General features: G+C 62.9%; 8 protein-coding genes (1 of these 8 only partly in view). 5 read left to right on the top strand and 3 right to left on the bottom strand.

Features of this window, described 5'->3' with window-relative positions; genetic code table 11:
- Positions 1-138: 138 nt before the first annotated feature.
- Entirely contained in the window at positions 139-1,758 is a 1,620-nt protein-coding gene (locus ABV589_RS24495) for a PvdJ/PvdD/PvdP-like protein (protein ID WP_367084006.1), read from the bottom strand.
- A 252-nt stretch (positions 1,759-2,010) separates the two neighbouring features.
- On the opposite strand from ABV589_RS24495, the gene pvdM reads away from it, so the two are divergent.
- From pvdM to ABV589_RS24470, 5 genes are all read left to right on the top strand, one after another.
- The gene (gene pvdM / locus ABV589_RS24490; RefSeq protein WP_367084005.1) at positions 2,011-3,381 is read left to right on the top strand and encodes a pyoverdine-tailoring dipeptidase-like protein PvdM; all 1,371 of its coding nucleotides are present in this window, start codon (positions 2,011-2,013) and stop codon (positions 3,379-3,381) included.
- A complete protein-coding gene (locus tag ABV589_RS24485) occupies positions 3,378-4,658 on the top strand; it encodes an aminotransferase class V-fold PLP-dependent enzyme (RefSeq protein WP_367084004.1) in 1,281 nt (426 codons plus the stop codon). The genes pvdM and ABV589_RS24485 overlap by 4 nt, the downstream gene beginning before the upstream one ends.
- Before the next feature lie 38 nt (positions 4,659-4,696).
- Positions 4,697-5,605 (top strand): formylglycine-generating enzyme family protein, encoded by a 909-nt coding sequence (locus ABV589_RS24480; RefSeq protein ID WP_367084003.1) that lies wholly within the window; start codon positions 4,697-4,699, stop codon positions 5,603-5,605.
- 146 nt (positions 5,606-5,751) lie between these two features.
- Positions 5,752-7,401, top strand: a complete 1,650-nt coding sequence (locus ABV589_RS24475) for a cyclic peptide export ABC transporter (RefSeq protein WP_367084002.1) — start codon at positions 5,752-5,754, stop codon at positions 7,399-7,401.
- A 117-nt stretch (positions 7,402-7,518) separates the two neighbouring features.
- Complete coding sequence (locus ABV589_RS24470; protein ID WP_367084001.1) at positions 7,519-9,981, top strand: TonB-dependent siderophore receptor; 2,463 nt, start codon at positions 7,519-7,521, stop codon at positions 9,979-9,981.
- Positions 9,982-10,953: 972 nt separating this feature from the next.
- Here the strand turns inward: ABV589_RS24470 and ABV589_RS24465 are convergent.
- Together ABV589_RS24465 and ABV589_RS24460 are read right to left on the bottom strand one after the other, a co-directional pair.
- Positions 10,954-11,913, bottom strand: a complete 960-nt coding sequence (locus ABV589_RS24465) for an alpha/beta hydrolase (protein ID WP_367084000.1) — start codon at positions 11,911-11,913, stop codon at positions 10,954-10,956.
- Positions 11,914-11,980: 67 nt separating this feature from the next.
- Positions 11,981-19,486: the 3' portion of a non-ribosomal peptide synthase/polyketide synthase gene (locus ABV589_RS24460; protein WP_367083999.1), read on the bottom strand. 7,491 nt of this gene lie beyond the right edge of the window; only the last 7,506 of its 14,997 coding nucleotides appear in the window; the start codon falls outside the window, past its right edge; the stop codon is at positions 11,981-11,983.

Below are 19,486 nucleotides of genomic sequence, written 5' to 3'. Positions count from 1 at the left end.
TTTGGGTAGAAGGGGCGGGACGAGAAGTCTCCCACGGTCTGTACTGGTCAGAGTCAGAATCGAGTCTGTAGTCCCGCCCACCCCTTCAAGTCTAAACATACAAGCGAGCCTGCTCGCGAATGATCGATGACGCAGCCCTCAAGCCGGGCTGGTTTTAGGCTTCAGATTGCGCGCATACCATGGCCGTTGCGGCACGCGGCGGAACAGGCCGGCGAGTTTTTCCTCGTCGGTGATGAAGGTGATGCGCAGCGCCAGCTTCATGGTTTCCGGATCCATCTCCACCGTCTTGCCCATCTGCAATCCCGGCGTGGTGCTGCAACCATGGGTAATCGGCCCGAGCCACGGGTCGTCGACTTCCACCCAGCGCCCCGGAGCAAACCATGGCACGCCATTGACCTGCAGCCGCGTGACTTCGCCCGGATGGAAACGCTCGTGGGCGCGGAACCAGTCCTCGATGCGATCGTCGATCCAGCCATGGAAATGCCAGAACGTCGGGTTGACGTGGGAAGAAAACGGATCGCCGAGGAAGTCGTTCTCGGCGTTGTACCAACGTGCGGCGAAGTCCGCCGGATCGCGGGCAAACGGCACCGGCTGACCGTTGGACGGATCGCGCGGCACGGAGGCCCAGCGCATGTGCAGCCAGTCATGCAGACCCAGCTCGACTTCGGAGCCGAACTGGCCGAGGGTGAGCCGGGCCAGATACGCCGGATCGCGGTACTGCGACTCCCAGACCTGGAAGTTGCTTTCGTAGGTCTCGGCCGTCTTGATGTCGCTGACCCACTGGCTGAACTCGTCATCGCCCGCCGCCGTCCAGGTGGGCGGCAAGGCCGCGCCGTCGTGGTTGTCGAAATAGCGGGCGAAGCCGACGCGGTCGCGGATCAGCTCCGGCTGCGGCAGCGGGAAAAACGCCCACGACGGCAGATCCTGCATCGAGCGCGCCGTCCCGAGCATGTGCCGGTGCATGAAGAAAAAGTCCACGCCCGAGCCATTGCGATCCTTGCGCGGGCCACGGGCATCGCGCTCCTTGTCGCGCGGGCCGGGCTGCCAGCCAATGCCGCGCAAGGCTTCGCGTTTGTCCTCGGGCAGTTTGTGCCACTTGTCCCGGGTCGCATGCCACAACTGGTGAAACAGGCGATGCTCGGGAGAGATCAACCACGCCAGCAACGTCGGGTTGAGCGGCGTGCGCTCGCGCGCTTCGGGAAACAGCCGTTTGACGGCGACGAAGCGGTTGTCCTGCGCCGGCAAGGCCAGCGCTCGATCCAGGCGCAAGGCCCTGCCGCTGAGGGTGCCACTGCCGGCATTGCCGAAGTCGGCCCAGACCTCATCGAGGATCATCTCCAGCTCATAGCTGATCTGGCCGTCGGCACCAATCAGGCGCCAGCTCAGCTTTGCCGCATCGGCTTTCGCGAGGTCGCCCAGAATTCGGTAACGCGGGGTTTCAGCGGAACGCAGGCGCTCAGGCGTGTCGAGAAAACCGCACACGCCGCGCCCCTTCTGGCCGATGTCGAGAAACACTTGCAGGCCCTTGGGCGGCAAGCCATCGAGGCCGGCATCGGCACCTTCGAAACGGATATCCCACACCCCGCGCAACGCATTCGCCAGGCGCTGCCCGGCCCTGTCGGCGACGTCGAAAGACGCTTCGCCCGGAGTGATCGTCGGGTCCGGCTTCGTCCATTCACGATGCCCGAAATACGCCGCAGGCACGGCAGCGCCGGTCAGCGCCAGGCCCGCCATGAACCATCGTCGAGAAATCTTCATTGCCCTACCTGTGTCAGCCATGAAGCAGGCTTTATCCAAGCTAGAACGTTTGTTGCGCGGGTAAATTTATGTGGGTTTGAAAAGATCGCAGCCTGCGGCAGCTCCTACATGGAATGTATATCCCTGTAGGAGCTGCCGCAGGCTGCGATCTTTTGACCTGGCAACCTAAATTCCACGGCCTACCACTCGTTCCTCCCAGATAGCGAAGGCCCCCGCGCCTGCACCTCGATGGCGAACCTGACTGAGATGGCAATGACAAAACCACGTTCGAAAAAGGCTCTATTCATCGGCCTGCCGTTGGCTCTGGCGATCAGCGCCGGCGCAGGCTTTGCCGTGTGGCATCACTGGTTCAAGGACGACCTCGGCTACCCGGCCAAAGTCATGAAGCAGGCCGATGAGCTACACGAACGCATGCTCTCTTTCGACAGCCATGTCAGCCTGACGCAAAACTTCGGCACTGACGGCCACGAGGCCGACAAAGACGGCGACGGCCAGTTCGACCTCGCCAAGGCCAACCGTGGACGCCTGTCCGGAGCCGCCCTGACCATCTTCGGCTGGCCGGAAATGTGGAACGGCCCGAACGCCCCGCACAAGCCGACCCCCGGCTTCGTCGACGAGGCGCGCAACCAGCAGGAAATCCGTTTCAAGATCATCTCCGGGATGGTTCGCGACTACCCCAATCAGGTCGCCATCGCCTACACCCCGGACGATTTCCGGCGTTTGCACGGCGAAGGCAAATTCGCGATTTTCATCAGCATGCTCAACGCCTATCCACTGGGCCACGACCTCAACCTGCTGGACCTGTGGACCGCGCGCGGCATGCGCATGTTCGGTTTCAGCTACATCGGCAACAACGACTGGGCGGATTCGTCGCGGCCGCTGCCATTCCTCAATGATTCGCCGGACGCCCTCGACGGCCTCTCGGATCTGGGCAAGCAAGCGGTCAAGCGCCTCAACGATCTGGGCGTGATCATCGACGTCTCGCAAATGTCGACCAAGGCCCTCGAACAAGTTGCGCAGCTCAGCCGCACGCCGCTGGTGGCCTCGCACTCGGCACCGCGCGCAATGGTCGACATTCCGCGCAACCTCAGCGACAAGGAAATGCAGCTGATCAAAAACAGCGGCGGCGTGGTGCAGATCGTCGCGTTCTCGCAGTACCTGCGTCCGCTCACCCAGCACACCCAGGACAAACTCAACGCGATGCGCAAGGACTTCGACCTGCCGCCGCTGCCGAACCTGGCGATGGCGTTGATGCCGGGCGACCCGATCATTGCGGCGTGGTCCGAGCAGAAGTTCGGCCAGTACGCCAGCCGCCTCTACGGCATCCTCGAAGAAGAACCGAAAGCCAGCCTCAAGGATCTGGGCGATGCCATCGATTACGCGGTGCGCAAGATCGGCATCGACCATGTCGGCATCAGTTCCGACTTCAACGAAGGTGGCGGCGTCAAAGGCTTCGAGAACGTCGGCGAAATCCGCAACGTCACCGCCGAGCTGATCTCACGCGGTTATTCCGAAGCGGACATCGCCAAGCTCTGGGGCGGCAACTTCCTGCGGGTCTGGGATCAGGTCGAGAAAGCCGCGAAACCGGCACTGGCCACTGCGCCGGGAACTGCCAAGCCATGAGCAATCGTCGTGAGTTCTTGAAGCAGGCGGGGATTCTCGCGGCGGCGCTGCCACTGGGCGCGAGCCTGCCGAACGTCGCCGGTGCCGCGAACGCCGCGCCCGTGACCGGCAACAAGTGGACGCGGTTGCAGCAGTTGTTCGATCAGGATCCGGCGTATCTGCACTTCTCCAATTTCCTGATCACCTCACACCCGAAACCGGTGCGCGACGCAATTGAGCGGCACCGCGCCGCCCTCGACAAAAATCCCGGACTGGCTATGGATTGGGACCTCGGCGTGATCGAACAACGCGAAGAGAACGTGCGCGTCTGGGCCGGGCGCTATCTGCAAGTCGATGCCAAGCAGATCGCCCTGACCGGCAGCACCACCGAAGGTCTGACGACGATCTACGGCGGCGTACACGTGCGCCCCGATCAGGAAATCCTCACCACCGAGCACGAGCACTACGCGACCCACACCATCCTCGCCCTGCGTAGCGAACGCGACGGCACCCGGGTGCGCAAGATTCGCTTGTTCAAGGATTCGTACAGCGCCAGCAAAGCAGAAATCCTTGCTGCCATCGACGGCGCCATCCGCCCCGAAACCCGGGTGCTGGGCATGTGCTGGGTGCATTCGGGCAGCGGCATGAAACTGCCCATTGGTGAGATCGGCGCCATCGTCGACAAGCACAACCGCGGTCGCAGCGACGCCGACCGCATCGTTTACGTGGTCGATGGGGTACATGGCTTCGGCGTGGACAACCTGAACTTCGCACAAATGAACTGCGACTTCTTCATCGCCGGCACCCACAAGTGGATGTTCGGTCCGCGTGGCACCGGCATCGTCTGCAGTCGCTTCGCCGAGGTCAGGTACGTCACCCCGATCATTCCGACGTTCTCCGAAGCCACGGCGTTTTCCACCACCATGACACCCGGCGGCTATCACTCGTTCGAGCACCGCTGGGCGCTGGACGAAGCGTTCAAATTGCATCTTGAGCTGGGCAAGGCCGAGGTCGAGGCGCGCATTCACGCGCTCAACAGTTACCTGAAACAACGCCTGCAGCAACGTCCGCAGATCGAACTGGTGACGCCACTGAGCCCTGAGCTGTCCGCCGGTTTCACCTTCTTCCGGGTCAAGGGCAAGGACAGCGACAAGATCGCCGCGCACCTGATGGCCAACCGCGTGGTGGCCGATGCCGTGCACCGTGACGTCGGCCCGGTGATCCGCACCGCACCGGGGCTGCTCAACGACGAAGAGCAAATCGACCGCTTGCTGGCCGTGCTCGACCAGGCCCTGTGAATCCGGGCGATCCCTTTTTCCTTTTAGCGAGACTCGCAATGAACAGTGAACCGCGTCGATTTTCCTTGAAGGCGCTGCCGGCGCTGATGCTCACCGCCCTCGCCGCCGGCCTGCTGCCGGGTGCCGCGCAGGCCGCCACCCCGCCTGCGCCGGGCAAGGTGTTCAAGGACTGCAAGGACTGCCCGGAAATGGTCGTGCTGCCCACCGGCACGTTCACCATGGGCACCCCGGAGGATGAGGTCGGCCGCGAGCCGGACGAAGGACCGCTGCACCCGGTGACGTTTGCCAAACCGCTGGCGATCAGCCGCTTCCAGATACTGCGCGGCGAGTGGGACGCCTACCTCAAGGACAGCGGCTACAAAATGCCCGACGGTGACGAACGCCCCGGTCGCGCGTGCAAGGCGGGCATCCCGGATTATCAGGGCAGCGACCCGCGCAAGCAGTACACCGACAAGCACCCGGCGGTGTGCATGGATTTCCCGGAGGTCGAAGCTTACGTGGCCTGGCTGTCGAAGAAGACCGGCCAGCAATACCGGCTGGTCAGCGAGTCGCTGCGTGAATACGCTGCCCGCGCCGGCAGCACCGGGCCGTTCCCCTTCCCGTTCGACGAAGGCAAGGAATACAGCATCGCCAAACACGCCAACACTTATGGCGCCGCCGATGGCTACAACTTCACCGCGCCGGCCGGCAGCTTCCCGGCCAACGCCTTCGGCGTCTACGACATGCACGGCAATATTTATGAGTGGACCGCCGATTGCTACAACGACAACTACGTTGGCGCGCCAAGCGATGGCAGTGCCTGGCTGAGCGGCAAGTGCGAAGTACGGCGCATCCGTGGCAACGATTGGGGCGAAGCGCCGGTGTTCTCGCGTTCGGGCAACCGCAACGCCACCTACACCGACACCCGTGGCGACTGGATCGGCTTCCGGGTCGCCCGTGATCTGTAACGCCATCGCCCGGCTAAATTAGCCGTCCTGCCAGTCGTTCTACAGGTGGGCGCGATCCTCCATGGCGCGCCCACCGCCCTCTACGTCATCCAGGCGAACCCACGCGCAGTGCCGGTGTTCGCCGCTCCTTCAAGCAGGGAACCTCCATGAGCAAACCAACACGCGGGGTGATCAATGAATTGTTCGCCCTGCTCAAACCCTTTCGACTGATCGTCAGCGTGTCGATCCTGCTTGGCATGGTCGGTGGCCTGAGCGTCACCGCGCTGCTGGCGACCATCAACAACGTGCTGCACACCGAGGGCGCACTGACCAGCACCATGGTCGCGGTGTTTGCCGGCCTGTGCCTGCTGGCGCTGACCAGCTCGATCTTTTCCGATATCGGCACCAATTTCGTCGGCCAGCACATCATCGCCAGATTGCGCAAAGAGCTCGGCGAAAAAGTCCTCTCGGCGCCGATCGAGCAGATCGAGCGCTATCGCAGCCATCGGCTGATTCCGGTGCTGACCCACGACGTCGACACCATCAGCGACTTCGCTTTCGCCTTTGCGCCGCTGGCGATTTCCCTGACCGTGACCCTCGGTTGCATGGGCTACCTGGCGATGTTGTCGTGGCCGATGTTCCTGATGATGGCGGTGGCGATCCTGATCGGCACGGTCATTCAATACATCGCGCGCGGGCGTGGCATGCAGGGTTTCCTCAAGGCCCGTGACTACGAAGACGAGTTGCAGAAGCACTACCACGCGGTCGCCGAGGGCGCCAAGGAACTGCGCATCCACCGCCCGCGCCGGCATCGCATGTTCGTTTCTGGCATCGAAGGTACGGCCGACAAGATCTGCGACACGCAGGTGCGTTCGGTGAACATTTTCGTGGTCGCCAAGACTTTGGGGTCGATGCTGTTCTTCGTGGTCATCGGTCTGGCGCTGGGCCTGCAATCGCTGTGGCCGAGCGCCGACAAAGCGGTGATGAGCGGCTTCGTGCTGGTGCTGCTGTACATGAAAGGGCCGCTGGAACACATCATCGGCACCCTGCCGATCGTCAGTCGTGCACAAATCGCGTTCCGCCGGATCGCCGATCTGTCCGAGCAATTCTCCTCGCCCGAGCCGCACTTGCTGCTCAGCGATCAGGGCCACCAAAAGACCCCGGTGCACAGCCTGGAACTGACCGATGTCTCGTACAGCTTCCCGACGGTAGAAGGCGCCAAGCCGTTCCGGCTGGGGCCGGTGAACCTGAAAATCGAACAGGGCGACATCATTTTCATCGTCGGCGAAAACGGCTGCGGCAAGACCACGCTGATCAAGTTGCTGCTGGGCCTGTACGCGCCACAGCAAGGCGAAATCCGCCTCAATCAGCAGCTCGTCGACGCCGCCAACCGCGACGATTACCGCCAGTTGTTCACCACGATCTTCGCCGACTATTACCTGTTCGACGACGTGGTCCAGGGCGACACCCATATCCCGGAAGACGCCAACCAATATCTGGAGCGCCTGGAAATTGCGCACAAGGTCAGCGTGCGTGACGGCTCGTTCACCACCACCGACCTGTCCACCGGCCAGCGCAAGCGTCTGGCCCTGATCAACGCCTGGCTGGAAGAGCGCCCGGTGCTGGTGTTCGACGAATGGGCCGCCGATCAGGATCCGACTTTCCGGCGGATTTTCTACACCGAGCTGCTGCCGGACCTGAAGCTTCTGGGCAAGACCATCATCGTCATTTCCCACGACGATCGTTACTTCGATGTCGCCGACCAACTGGTGCGCATGAGCGCCGGCAAAGTGGTCACTGAGCTGCAACCCGCCTGACTGTGAAAAATTTGTAAAAAAAATGGCGTTGAGCTTTCCGGTTTTCGGAAGGCTCAACGTCTTACTAACAGTTAATAGAAATAGTTCTCAGTCAACACTTTGAAGAGTAGAAGAACAATGCCCGCACCGCACGGACTCCACCCGCTCGCCAAGGCTCTGCTGATCCGCCGCTCCTTCCGTTGCACCTTGCCCGCGTTCTGCGCCATGGCCCTGACTGTGCCGATGATCGGCCAGGCCCAGGCCGCCGCCGTGGCGATCAATATTCCTGCCCAGTCGCTGGGGAGCGCCTTGCAGGAATTCGGTCGCCAGACCAACCTCCAAGTGCTGTACAGCCCGGATGAGGTCAGTGGCCTGCGCAGCAGCGCGGTCAGTGGCAACCTGGAACCGACCGCCGCCATCGCGCAACTGCTGCAAGGCACCAACATCGCCTACAGCGTCGAGGGCAACAACGTCGCCTTGCGTTCGCGCAGCACCGGCGGTGCCAGCCTCGATCTGGCCCCGACCAGCATTTCCGCCACCGCCGAATCGGCCTGGGGCCCGGTAGACGGGATCGTCGCCAAGCGCAGCGCCACCGGTTCGAAGACCGATTCGTCGCTCAAGGAAATCCCGCAGACCATCAACGTCGTCACTCAAGACGAAATCAAGATGCGCGGCTCGAAGACCGTCACCGAAGCCCTGCAATACACCCCCGGCATGACCGGTGGTGGTTTCTCGGACCGGGTGAAGATCTTCGACGAACCGACCTCCCGTGGCTTCTCCCCTACTCCGCTGTACCTCGACGGCCTGCACATGCCTTACGGCGGCGGCAGCACCGGCGGTTCGCTGCAGATCGACCCGTACACCCTGGAGCGCGTCGAAGTGCTCAAGGGCCCGGCCTCGGTGCTGTACGGCCAGAACCAGCCTGGCGGTATCGTCAACATGGTCAGCAAGCGCCCGACCGCGACCCCGCTGCACGAAGTGAAGCTCGGTGGCGGCAGCTATGACCGCAAGTACGGTGCCTTCGACCTCGGCGGCCCGATCGATGATCAGGGCGAATTCCTCTACCGCCTGACCGGTGTGGTCAACGACAGCGGCTCGGCCATCGACTACGCCAGCCAGAACCGCATGCTGCTGGCGCCAAGCCTGACCTGGCTGCCCAACGACCAGACCACCATCACCGTGTTCGGTCAGTACCAGAAAGACCACGACGTCCCGGAGGCCCAGGGTCTGCCGGCCAACGGCACAGTGCATCGCAGCCAGGCCGGGCGCATCAGCCGCAGCCTGTTCCTCGGCGAGCCGGACGTGAACAAGTACCACCGCGAGCAGTTCGTCGTCGGTTACGAGATCGCCCACGAACTCAACGACGTCTGGACCCTGAAACAGAACGCGCGTTACGCCGACGTCAACGACCAGTACGTGGCGCCGCTACACGGTTATTCGTTCCCGACCAACCCGGTTACCGGCCTCAACGACGGCAGCTACCAGAGCCGTTATGCGGTGGACTGGTCGCAGCACAACAAGGTCTACGGCATCGATAACATCGCCCAGGCCAAGTTCCACACCGCCGACGTCGAGCACACCGTGCTGCTGGGTGTGGATTACTACCACTACAATTCGAAATTCCTCGGCCTGTACGACCGCACCGCTCCGGGTCTGGATCTGTACAACCCGGTGTATGGCAGTCAGATCAATTTCCGTCAGCCGTACAAATGGGACAACACCATCACCCAGACCGGCCTGTACGCTCAGGATCAACTGCGTTGGAACCAGTGGTTCCTGACCCTCGGCGGTCGGTATGACTTCGCCGAAACCGACAACAAGCAACCGCTGAGCGGCGGCCACAGCAACCAGAAAGACGAGAAGTTCACCGGTCGTGCCGGCCTCGGCTACGAGTTCGACAACGGCATCACGCCGTACGTCAGCTACGCCGAATCGTTCCTGCCGCAAACCGGTACCGACATGAGCGGCGGCGCTTTCGAACCGACCACCGGCAAGCAGTACGAAGTCGGCGTCAAGTACGAGCCGAAGGCCATCGATGGCTTCATCCAGCTGTCGGCGTACCAGATCGATCAGGACAACATGCTGACCAGCGACCTTGCCAACCCGGGCTTCAGCACCCAGAGCGGCTCCGTGCGTTCGCGCGGTATCGAGCTGGAAGGCAAGGTCAACGTCACCCGCAACCTGCGCGTGCTGGCGGCGGTGTCGCGTAACCAGACCAAGTGGGAAAAAGACAACGACGGTCGTGAAGGTCGCACCCTGGCCATGCGTCCACCGCTGACCGCTTCCGCGTGGGTCAACTACGACTTCGACATCTCCACCGCCCTCGCCGGCTTCGGCATGGGCCTGGGCGCCCGCTACGTGCGCAGCAGCTACGGTTCGGATTACGAGTCGGACTCGTTCCAGATTCCGTCCTATACCGTGTATGACGCCATGGTCTCTTACGACCTGGAGAAATCGCCGCTGCATGTCAAAGGCGTGAAACTGCAAGCCAACCTGCAAAACCTCACTGACGAGAAGTACGTTGCTGCGTGCAACGGCACCCTCGACTGCTACTACGGCGAAGGCCGGACCATGACTGCTGACGTGACCTATAACTGGTAATACGTTTAGCGATCACTGAAACGCCGGCATTTGCTGGCGTTTTTTTTTGCTGATTGGGGCTTGGCGGCCTTGGGGCCGACCAGGCTCTTGGGGAGGTGGGTGAATATCCGTTGCTTCGGGTGCTGCGGCTGGCGGTTTCGCTCTTACAGCGAGTCACCTTTTCCAGACGCCGAAAAGGTAACCCAAAAGGCTTTGCCCCCGGCGTACGGCACTTCGCTTAGGCTCAGTGCTCCCTCGCTACGGTGTCCATCCGGGGGCATCGCCTACGGTTTGCTTCGCTGCACCTCCTCTCGATGTATGCGGCTTCGCCGCATGGCGCTGCGCGCCTAACCCCCGGATGGACACCTACGCTCGGCCTGCCGAAGGGGCTGAAGATCAAAAGCCACATCAAGAGCCAAAGCCAAAGCCAAAGCCAAAGCAGATCAAAAGATCGCAGCCTTCGGCAGCTCCTACAGGGGATTGGGTGTTTTCAGTTGGAGTTTGGTCGGCTGTCAGGCCACCTTCGCGAGCAAGCTCGCTCCCACAGGGGGAATGGGTGTGGTCAGTTAGAGACCGGTCGGCTCACAGGCCGCCATCGCCAGCAGGCTGGCTCCTACAAGATCAAGATCAAAAGATCGCAGCCTCCGGCAGCTCCTACACAGGATGAGCGTTAGCTCGGCTGCGGCTTTTGATCTTGATCCACGGGCGACGTCGGAAGGCTGAGTGGAGGGATTCATCCGGGGGTGGGAGCGCAGCGACCGTTTGGCGCAGCCAAACACAGCGAGAGGAGGTGCAGCGAAGCAAACCGTAGGCGCTGCGCCCGGATGGAGCCCGGAGCGAAGGGACCCCGAGCCCCAGCGAGCGGGCCGAACGTAGGAGCAAGCGTTTTTTTGCTTACTTTTTTTAGGCGTTTGTAAAAAAAGTGAGTCGCCGTAAGGGCGAAACTCTAAGTGGCCGTTACCGCAGCAACGGATATTCCCCCCCCCCACCCCGTCAAGCCAAAGCAAACACCTCTACCAACCGCCCAGCAATCAACCCCAGCGCCTCTTCAGCCTCATCAACAATCGCCCCCATCCGCATAAAGTCATGGGTCATGCCGGCGTAAACCTGCAAATCCACCGCAACCCCCGCCGCCTGCAAATGCCGCGCATACGCCACGCCCTCATCATGCAACGGATCACACTCGGCCAACACCATCAGCGCCGGCGCGACATCGGCCGGAACTTCGCCGAGCAACGGCGAGAAACGCGGATCAAGACGATCGCTGGCATCACGCTGATAGTGCGCGTAGAACCACTGCAGCGAAGCCTTCTCCAGCAGATAACCTTCGGCAAAACGCTCGATCGAAGGCGTACTGCGACTGGCATCGGTGACCGGATAAATCAGCACCTGCAAACGCGGCTGCACAGCGCCATCCGTCAGTTGCGCAGCCAGCACCGTGGCCAGGCTGCCACCGACGCTGTCACCGGCAACCGCCAACCGCGCCGCATCGATGCCCAGATCAGCTGCACTCGCCACCAGCCACTCCCAGGCATCGCGGGCGTCATCGGCTGCTGTGGGAAAGCGATGTTCCGGCGCCAGTCGATACGCCACCGACAGCACCACGCAATCCGCCAGCAAGGCCAGCGCGCGGCACAGCGAATCATGCGAGTCGAGGCTGCCGACCACATAGCCGCCGCCATGGAAATACAACAGTGCCGGACGACCGGCGCCCGCCTGCAACGGATGATTGCTGTAGATCCGCGCGTTCAACAGTGCACCGTCACGCACCGGCAATTGCAGCTCATCGACTACGGCCAGTTCTTCACCGCCGGCGTCCATCAGCAACGATGACTGATCGAATTGTTCACGGGCCTCGCTCGGGGTCAGCTCATGCATGCCGACGCGTTTGCCACTGGCCCGGCCGTTGCCGACCAGTTGCAGAAATGCGGCGATATCAGGATTCAATGACATTCAAATCTCCAAAGCGATCGGGCGCCATCAGCGCCCGATCGCTTTTACTTGGCTTTCACAGCAGGTTTCAGGACATGACTACTGATTCAACGATCTGGCCGAGCATTTCTTCAGCCTCGGACAGGAAAGTTTCATCGCGCGGGATCTGGAAGTGCCCGCAATCCAGCCATTCACCGCCCATGCCCGGCTGGCCGAGTTGCGTCGCCAGCTCCAGAGCCTCGGCTTCGCGACCCAAGGTCCACCAGCACACTGGGTTGACGGTCAGCGGCACACAGCGCTCAAGCTTGAGCGACAACTGCTTGAGCCGGCGCGCCACGCTGAACACCTGCGCCAGTTCTTCGGCGCCCAGCGCCACATAGGTCGACGCCCCGCGCTCGGCGCTCATGGCACGCTGGAACAGCGCACGCAGGTTGTGCGGCGTTTCTTCACCGTCGATGGACAGGCCCGGTGCGGCGTCCGGCAGCGTCACCTGCAGGAAATCGCGCAGGTCGGCTTGCCAGTCATCGACAGCCCCGGCGTCGACCGCCGCCGACGGCACGAAGCTGTCGACCAGCCCGACAAACTTGACCTGTTGCCCGGCCTGCTCCAGTTGCGCGGCGATCAACATCGCCAGCGTACCGCCCAGTGACCAGCCGAGCAGGTGATACGGCCCCTGCGGCTGTTTCTGGCGAATCTGCGCCAGGTAATCACTGGCCATTTCCTGCAGCGAGGTGTCGTTGAACGTCGGATCCAGCAGCATCCGCGACTGAATCGCCAACAGCTGACGTTGACCACTCAAGCGCCGCGCCAGCGGCTCGTAGTCGAACACCGTGCCGAAGCCGGCGTGGAGGCAGAACAACGGCGCCACGCCCGTGACCTCGGCGTTCATCGCCAGCAACCCGGAGGCTTTTTCTGCCGTGCCCTGAACACTCGCTACCAGTTCGCCGATGCTCGGTTTCTGCATCAGGTCGCGCAGTTTCAGGCTCAGTCCCTGAGCCTTGAGCACACGGCTGCGAGCCACCACTTGCAGGCTGAGGATCGAATCGCCACCTAGTTCGAAGAAATTGTCGGTGAGCCCGACCCGTTCGATTTTCAGCACCTCCCGCCAGATCTTCGCCAGGGCTTTTTCCAGCTCGGTGCGCGGCTCGACGTAGGCCAGTCGCTGTTCGGCGTCCGGATTCGGCAGGGCCTTGCGGTCGAGCTTGCCGTTCGGCGTCAGCGGCATGCGCTCAAGCACCATCAGGTGTGCCGGCACCATGTAATCCGGCAGGCTGGCCTTGAGCTGCTCGCGCAGACGTTCGCCCAAACCGTCGGCCGGCGTCTCGTTAGCGGCCAGCACATAGCCGAGCAATTGTTTGCCGCTGGCACCTTCGCGGGCCACCACGGCGGCGTCACGCACGCCCGGCTGCTGCTTGAGGCGCGCTTCGATTTCACCCAGCTCGATGCGGAAGCCACGGATTTTCACCTGATGGTCGATCCGCCCGAGATAGTCGACAGTGCCGTCGGCACGCTGGCGCACCAGGTCGCCGGTGCGGTACAGGCGACTGCCGTCGGCGCTGAACGGGTTGGCAACGAAACGTTCGGCGGTGCCACCGGCACGCCCCAGATAACCGCGCGCCAACGCGCCACCCAGGTACAACTCACCGGCAATGCCGGCCGGCAGCGGATTGAGATCGCTGTCGAGCACATAACCGCTGCGCTCGCCGACCACGCTGCCGATTGGCGCATAGGCCGCGCCGCACTGATCATCGACCGCAGCCTTCCAGATCAGCGGCGTGACCACCGTTTCAGTCGGGCCATAGCCGTTGATGATGTACTGCGGTTGCAGCGCGCGTTTGGCCAGTTCGAAACTCGCCACCGGCACTGCGTCCCCGCCGAAGCAGTAGATGCGTACCGGCGGCGGATTGCCGTGCTGCTCAGCGTGTTCGGCCAGTTGCTGCAGGTACACCGGCGGGAACGCGGCCACGGTCACTCCATGCTGATGCAGGGCGTCGTAGGTCTGTTCGGCCGTCCACAGGCTGTCGTCGCGAATCAGCAAACGCGCGCCGTGCGTCAGGGTGGTCAGCCAGCGCTCATGCGCGCCGTCGAAGGCGAACGACATGAAGTGCAACTCGCAATCGGCTGCGCTCATTTCGTAACGCTGACCGATCGCCTGGCAGTGCATCGCCAGTGGCCCGTGCGCCACGCCGACACCTTTCGGTTGACCGGTGGAGCCGGAGGTGTAGATCACGTAAGCCAGATTGCCCGGCTGTACCGCCACTTGCGGTGCCGACTGCGGCTGAGTGCGCAGATCCAGCTGATCGAGTTCCAGCACATGCAGGTTGGCGTGGGTCGGCAGCACCTGACGCAGACTCGAATCGCTGAGCAGCAAGGCGATACCCGAATCGTGCATCAGATAACTCAAGCGTTCGCGCGGATAGGTCGCGTCCAGCGGCACGTAGGCACCCCCGGCCTTGAGCACCGCCAACAGCGCGACGATCATGTTTTCGCTGCGTGGCAGGGCCACACCGACCCGCACTTCCGGACCGACACCTTCGGCGATCAGCGCATGTGCCAGACGATTGGCCCGCGCTTCGATCTGGCCGTAGCTGAAGGCCTGCTCATTGAAGATAACTGCGGTTTGTTCGGCATGTTGCTCGGCCCACCCGGCAATGCGCTGGTGCACCAGCGTAGTCTGCGCTTGCGCGACAACGTCCGGCGCGGGCGCGACTTGCCCGGTCGGCAGACCGATGCGTCCCAGCGCCTGCCCGGCGTCCTGAACCAGTGCCGTGAGCAGGCCTTCCATATTGCTGCGGATGCCTTCCACGGTCGCCAGATCGAAGTGTTCGCGCAGGAACATGTACTCGATCACCAGCCCGTCTTCGAGGGTGACCATCAGGTCCATCGGGAAGTTGGTCAGGCCCGAGTTATTGATCTCGCCAAACTTCAGCGAATCATCGCGCCACTCACGCAGCGCCTGATCGATCGGGTGGTTTTCGAACACGATGATGCTGTCGAACAGCGACTGCCCGGCACGCCCGCCCCAACGCTGGACGTCGGTCAACGGGGTGTACTCGCGCTCGCGCATCTCCAGGTTGAAATCCTGCAACTCGCGCAACCAGGCGCCCACGGCCTGCTCGGCCGGTACGTCCTTGATCACCGGCAAGGTGTTGATGAACAGGCCGAGGATCGATTCCGACGCCGGCAGACTCGCCGGACGCCCCGCCACCGTGGCGCCGAACGCCACGCAACGCTGGCCGCTGTAACGGCTGAGCAGCACCAGCCATGCGCCCTGCACCAAGGTGTTGAGGGTGATCTGCTGCGCCTGGGCAAAGGCTTTCAACTGCTCGGTGCGGGCCTCGCCCAGACGGCTGTACAGCGCCTGGTGACCGCGACCGCTGCCGGTGCGCGTCACCGCGTCCGCCAGATAGGTCGGCTCGTCGAGCCGGCTCAGGTGCTGACGCCAGAAACCTTCGCTGGCATTCGCGTCCTGCTGCTGCAGCCAGTTGATGTAACCGCGATACGGCACTGCTTCAGCCAGTGGTCGTCCGGAATACTGGCTCAGCACCTCACCGATCAACTGCGAACTGCTCCAGCCGTCGATCAGAATGTGATGGTAGGTCCAGATCAGCTGATAGCTGTGCTCGCCGACTTGCACCAGCGTCAGCCGTTGCAGCGGTGGCTGGTCAAGGTCGAAGCCCTTGGCCCGCTCGGCATCCGCCAGGCCTTGCAAGGCTTCGGCCGAATGATCCTGCTCACGCCAGTCGAGCAGACTGAACGGCAACTGCGGATCGGCGAGCACGAATTGCAGCGGCTCGGCCATGTCCTGCCAAAGGAAACCGGTGCGCAGAATGTCGTGGCGACGGCTGACGGTTTCCCACGCGGCTTGCAGGCGCAGCGGCTCAAGGCCCTGCACCGGAACGCTCAACTGGTTGACGTACAGGTCCGATTCCGGCGAATTCAGGCCGAGGAACAGCATGCCCTGCTGCATCGGCGACAAGCGATAGAGCCCGTCGAGTTGCCCGGTGGGCAATGGCAGTTGCGCGACTTGCGCCTCGCTCAAGCCGTGCAGCGGCAGGTCGATCAGCGCCGGCTCCGGCGCCACACGCCCTTCGGCAGCCTGCACGCGCAGGGCCAATTGTTGAATGGTCGGTTGCTGAAACAGGTCTTTCGGGCTCAGCTCCAGCCCTTGCTGACGGGCGCGACTGACCACCTGAATCGAGATGATCGAATCGCCGCCCAAGGCAAAGAAACTGTCATGGGTGCTGACCTGCTCAAGGCCCAATACCTCTTTCCAGATCTCCACCAGCGCCTGCTCGGTGGCATTCGCCGGTTCGACATGCGACTGCGCGGCACTCAGCTCCAGTGCTGGCAGGCGCTTGCGATCGATCTTGCCGTTCGGTGTCAGCGGCAGCTGCGCCAGCCACAGGCGGTGGCTCGGCACCATGTAATCCGGCAGGGTTGCGCCCAGCCAGTTACCGAGGGTTTGCTGCAGTGTGGCCTGTTGCTCGGCGCTGGCGTCGATGATCGCCGGATCGCTCGGCACCAGATAAGCAATCAGTTGCTGACTGCCCGACACTTCGCTGGCCACGACCACGACCTCGCGAACCGCAGCATGCGCCAGCAGACGCGCTTCGATTTCGCCCAGCTCGATACGCAAGCCGCGAATTTTCACCTGATGGTCGATCCGGCCCATGTACTCCAGCTCGCCCTCCTCGCGCTGACGAATCAGGTCGCCGGTGCGGTACATGCGCTCGCCGTTGCCGACGAAAGGATTCGGTACGAAGCGCTCGGCGGTCATCGCCGCACGCCCCAGATAACCGCGCGTGATGCCGGCGCCGGACAGGTACAGCTCGGCCGAAACGCCTTGTGGCACCGCGTGCAGATCGGCATCCAGCAAATGGCTGGCACTGTGCTCGAGCGCGCGCCCGATCCGTGCCTGACTACCGGCGCTGCGGCGGGTCCAGGTCGAGTAGGTGGTGTCTTCCGACGGGCCATACAGGTCGTAAACGTGCTCGACCGTCGACTGCTGATACAGCGCCTCCACCAGCGCTTGCTTCAGCGGTTCACCCGCCAGGTTGATGATGCGCACGCTTGGCGGAATCTGCCCGGCACGCTGCAGCGCAGCAATTGCCGACGGCACGGTATTGATCAGGCGCACCTGATCGCGCGCCGGCAGTTGCGCCAGCTCCAAGGCATTACGCGCAATGATCAGCGAACCACCGTTGGCCAGGGTGACGAACAGCTCCCACACCGACAGGTCGAAGCACACCGACGTCGAGGCCAGCACGCCTTGAATGTCCTCGCGGCTGTAGACCTTGGCCGACCAGTCGATCAGCGCCATGACGTTGCGATGGGCAATCGCCACGCCTTTCGGTTTGCCGGTGGAACCGGAGGTGTAGATCACGTAGGCAAGGTTGTCCGGCTGCACTGTGGTTTTTGGCGCAACAGCTAGATAGCCGCTCAGCGACAGCTGATCCAATAGCAGCACTTGCGTATCGCCCGACACGCTCAGGGTCGCCGCAACCGCCTGTTCGGTGAGCAACACCCGCGCGCGGCTGTCTTCGAGCATGTAAGCCACGCGATCCGCCGGGTAATCCGGGTCCAGCGGCACATAGGCGCCACCGGCCTTGAGCACCGCGAGCAAGGCAATCAGCAACTGCTCGGAACGCGGCATGGCCACGCCCACGCGCACTTCCGGGCCGACACCCAGCTCGTTCAGTTTGTGCGCCAGACGATTGGCCTGCGCGTCCAGCTCGGCGTAAGTCAGTTGCGTATGGGCAAAGGTTACCGCCAAGGCATCCGGGTTAGCTGCCACTTGGCGGGCGATGGCTTGATGGATGCACAGATCGGTGGAGAAGTCGGTATTCACCTGCGGGCTGTGCTCGATCAGGTTCAGCTCGCTGAGCGAACGCTGCCCCGACTCACTCATCTGCCCAAGCAAGCGCTGCAGATACCCGGCCAGTTGCACCACGCTGTGCGCGGCAAAGCTTTCGCACTGGTAGCTGAAGTGCATCGACAACTCGTCGCTCAGGTGCACCAGCAGCGTCAGCGGGTAGTTGGTCTGTTCATGATTGTGGATTTCACCGAAGCGCAACTCTTGTGGTGCGCCCTGCGCCAGCGCCTCGGACACCGGGTAGTTCTCGAACACCAGAATGTTGTCGAACAGCGCCTCACCGTTGCGCTCGGCCCAGCGCTGAATGTCGAACAGCGGGGTGTGTTCATGCTCACGCAAGGCCAGGTTCTGCGCCTGCACGCTCTGCAACCATTCGCCAACGCTCGATGGTGACTGCGGGCTGGCGATGACCGGCAAGGTGTTGATGAACAGACCGATCTGCTGCTCGACCCCTTTGAGCTCGGCCGGACGCCCCGCTACCGTCGCGCCGAACGCCACACACGGCTGGCCGGTCAGGCGCTGCAACAGCAGCAGCCATGCCGCCTGAATCAGCGTGTTGAGGGTGACTTTCTGCTGGCGCGCAAACTCGCCCAGACGCCGCGTCTGCTCGGCGTCGAGCACGCAGAAATGTTCACCATGGCCATCGCGCGGTGCATCGCCGCGCTGCGCCTGCAACGCTTGCGCGAGCAAGGTCGGCGCTTGCAAGTCAGCCAGTTGCGCGGTCCAGTAACGCTCGCTGGCCTGCACGTCCTGGCGCTGCAGCCATTCGATGTAATCGCGGTAACGCCCGGCCAGCGGCGGCTGGGCAACCCCGCTGTAGCGCTGCAGGACTTCGCCGAGCAACTGCGAGTTGCTCCAGCCGTCCATCAGGATGTGGTGGTTGGTGTAGATCAAGTGGCAGCGCTGCTCGTCCAGACGCACCACGACCATGCGCAACAGCGGCCCCTGGCTCAGGTCGAAACCTTGCGCCTGTTCGGCGGCGGCCAGTGCATTCAGATCACTCTGGCAATCGTCACGATCACGCCAGTCGAGCACGCGGAACGGCATGTCCAGTTGCTTGTGCACCACCTGCACCGGACGCGCCAGTTCACCCTGCCAGACAAAGCTGCTGCGCAGGATGTCGTGGTTGTCCACCGCCGCTTGCCACGCTTGCTGGAAGCGTTGCGGATCGAGGCCTTCGACATCGAGCCGGACCTGGTTGATGTAATCGCCGGTGGCCTGCTCGTAGAGGCTGTGGAACAACATGCCCTGCTGCATCGCCGACAGCGGATACACATCGGCGACCTGGCGTGGCGCCAGCGGGAACTGATCGAGCTGCGCCTGCGTCAGGCCGGCCAACGGGAAGTCCGACGGGGTCAGGCCTTCGACGCCCGGGGTCAGACAATGGCCGATCAACGCTGCGAGTTCTGCGGCGTAATCTGCGGCCAGGGCTTCAATCACCGCGCTGTCGAAACGCTCGCGGCTGAACGTCCAGCCCACCCGCAGCTCGCCGCCATACACTTGACCGTTGAGAGTCAACCAGTTGCCCAGCGGCGCCTCCGGGCTCTGATCGAGGCCGGCGTTGTCCGGCGACGGCACAAACAGCGCCGCCTCGTCGCCGGCGAAACTGCCGTCGAACTGCCCGAGGTAGTTGAAGGTGATGCGCGGGCTCGGCAAGGCCTGCAGGCTCTGCTGCGCGCGGGCATCACCGAGGTAACGCAAGGCGCCGAAACCGATGCC

It is taken from the genome of Pseudomonas sp. HOU2 (assembly GCF_040729435.1).
In the GTDB taxonomy this organism is placed as follows: Bacteria; Pseudomonadota; Gammaproteobacteria; order Pseudomonadales; family Pseudomonadaceae; genus Aquipseudomonas.
The sequence above is the reverse complement of the archived record's forward strand: the minus strand, read 5'-3'. Positions and strand labels throughout refer to the sequence as shown.

Excerpts from the sequence above, each read along its gene's own strand:
- ABV589_RS24470 (WP_367084001.1), top strand. The coding sequence starts at position 7,519 with ATGCCCGCACCGCACGGACTCCACCCGCTCGCCAAGGCTCTGCTGATC.
- ABV589_RS24465 (WP_367084000.1), bottom strand. The coding sequence starts at position 11,913 with ATGTCATTGAATCCTGATATCGCCGCATTTCTGCAACTGGTCGGCAAC.
- pvdM (WP_367084005.1), top strand. The coding sequence starts at position 2,011 with ATGACAAAACCACGTTCGAAAAAGGCTCTATTCATCGGCCTGCCGTTG.
- ABV589_RS24495 (WP_367084006.1), bottom strand. The coding sequence starts at position 1,758 with ATGAAGATTTCTCGACGATGGTTCATGGCGGGCCTGGCGCTGACCGGC.
- ABV589_RS24485 (WP_367084004.1), top strand. The coding sequence starts at position 3,378 with ATGAGCAATCGTCGTGAGTTCTTGAAGCAGGCGGGGATTCTCGCGGCG.
- ABV589_RS24480 (WP_367084003.1), top strand. The coding sequence starts at position 4,697 with ATGAACAGTGAACCGCGTCGATTTTCCTTGAAGGCGCTGCCGGCGCTG.
- ABV589_RS24475 (WP_367084002.1), top strand. The coding sequence starts at position 5,752 with ATGAGCAAACCAACACGCGGGGTGATCAATGAATTGTTCGCCCTGCTC.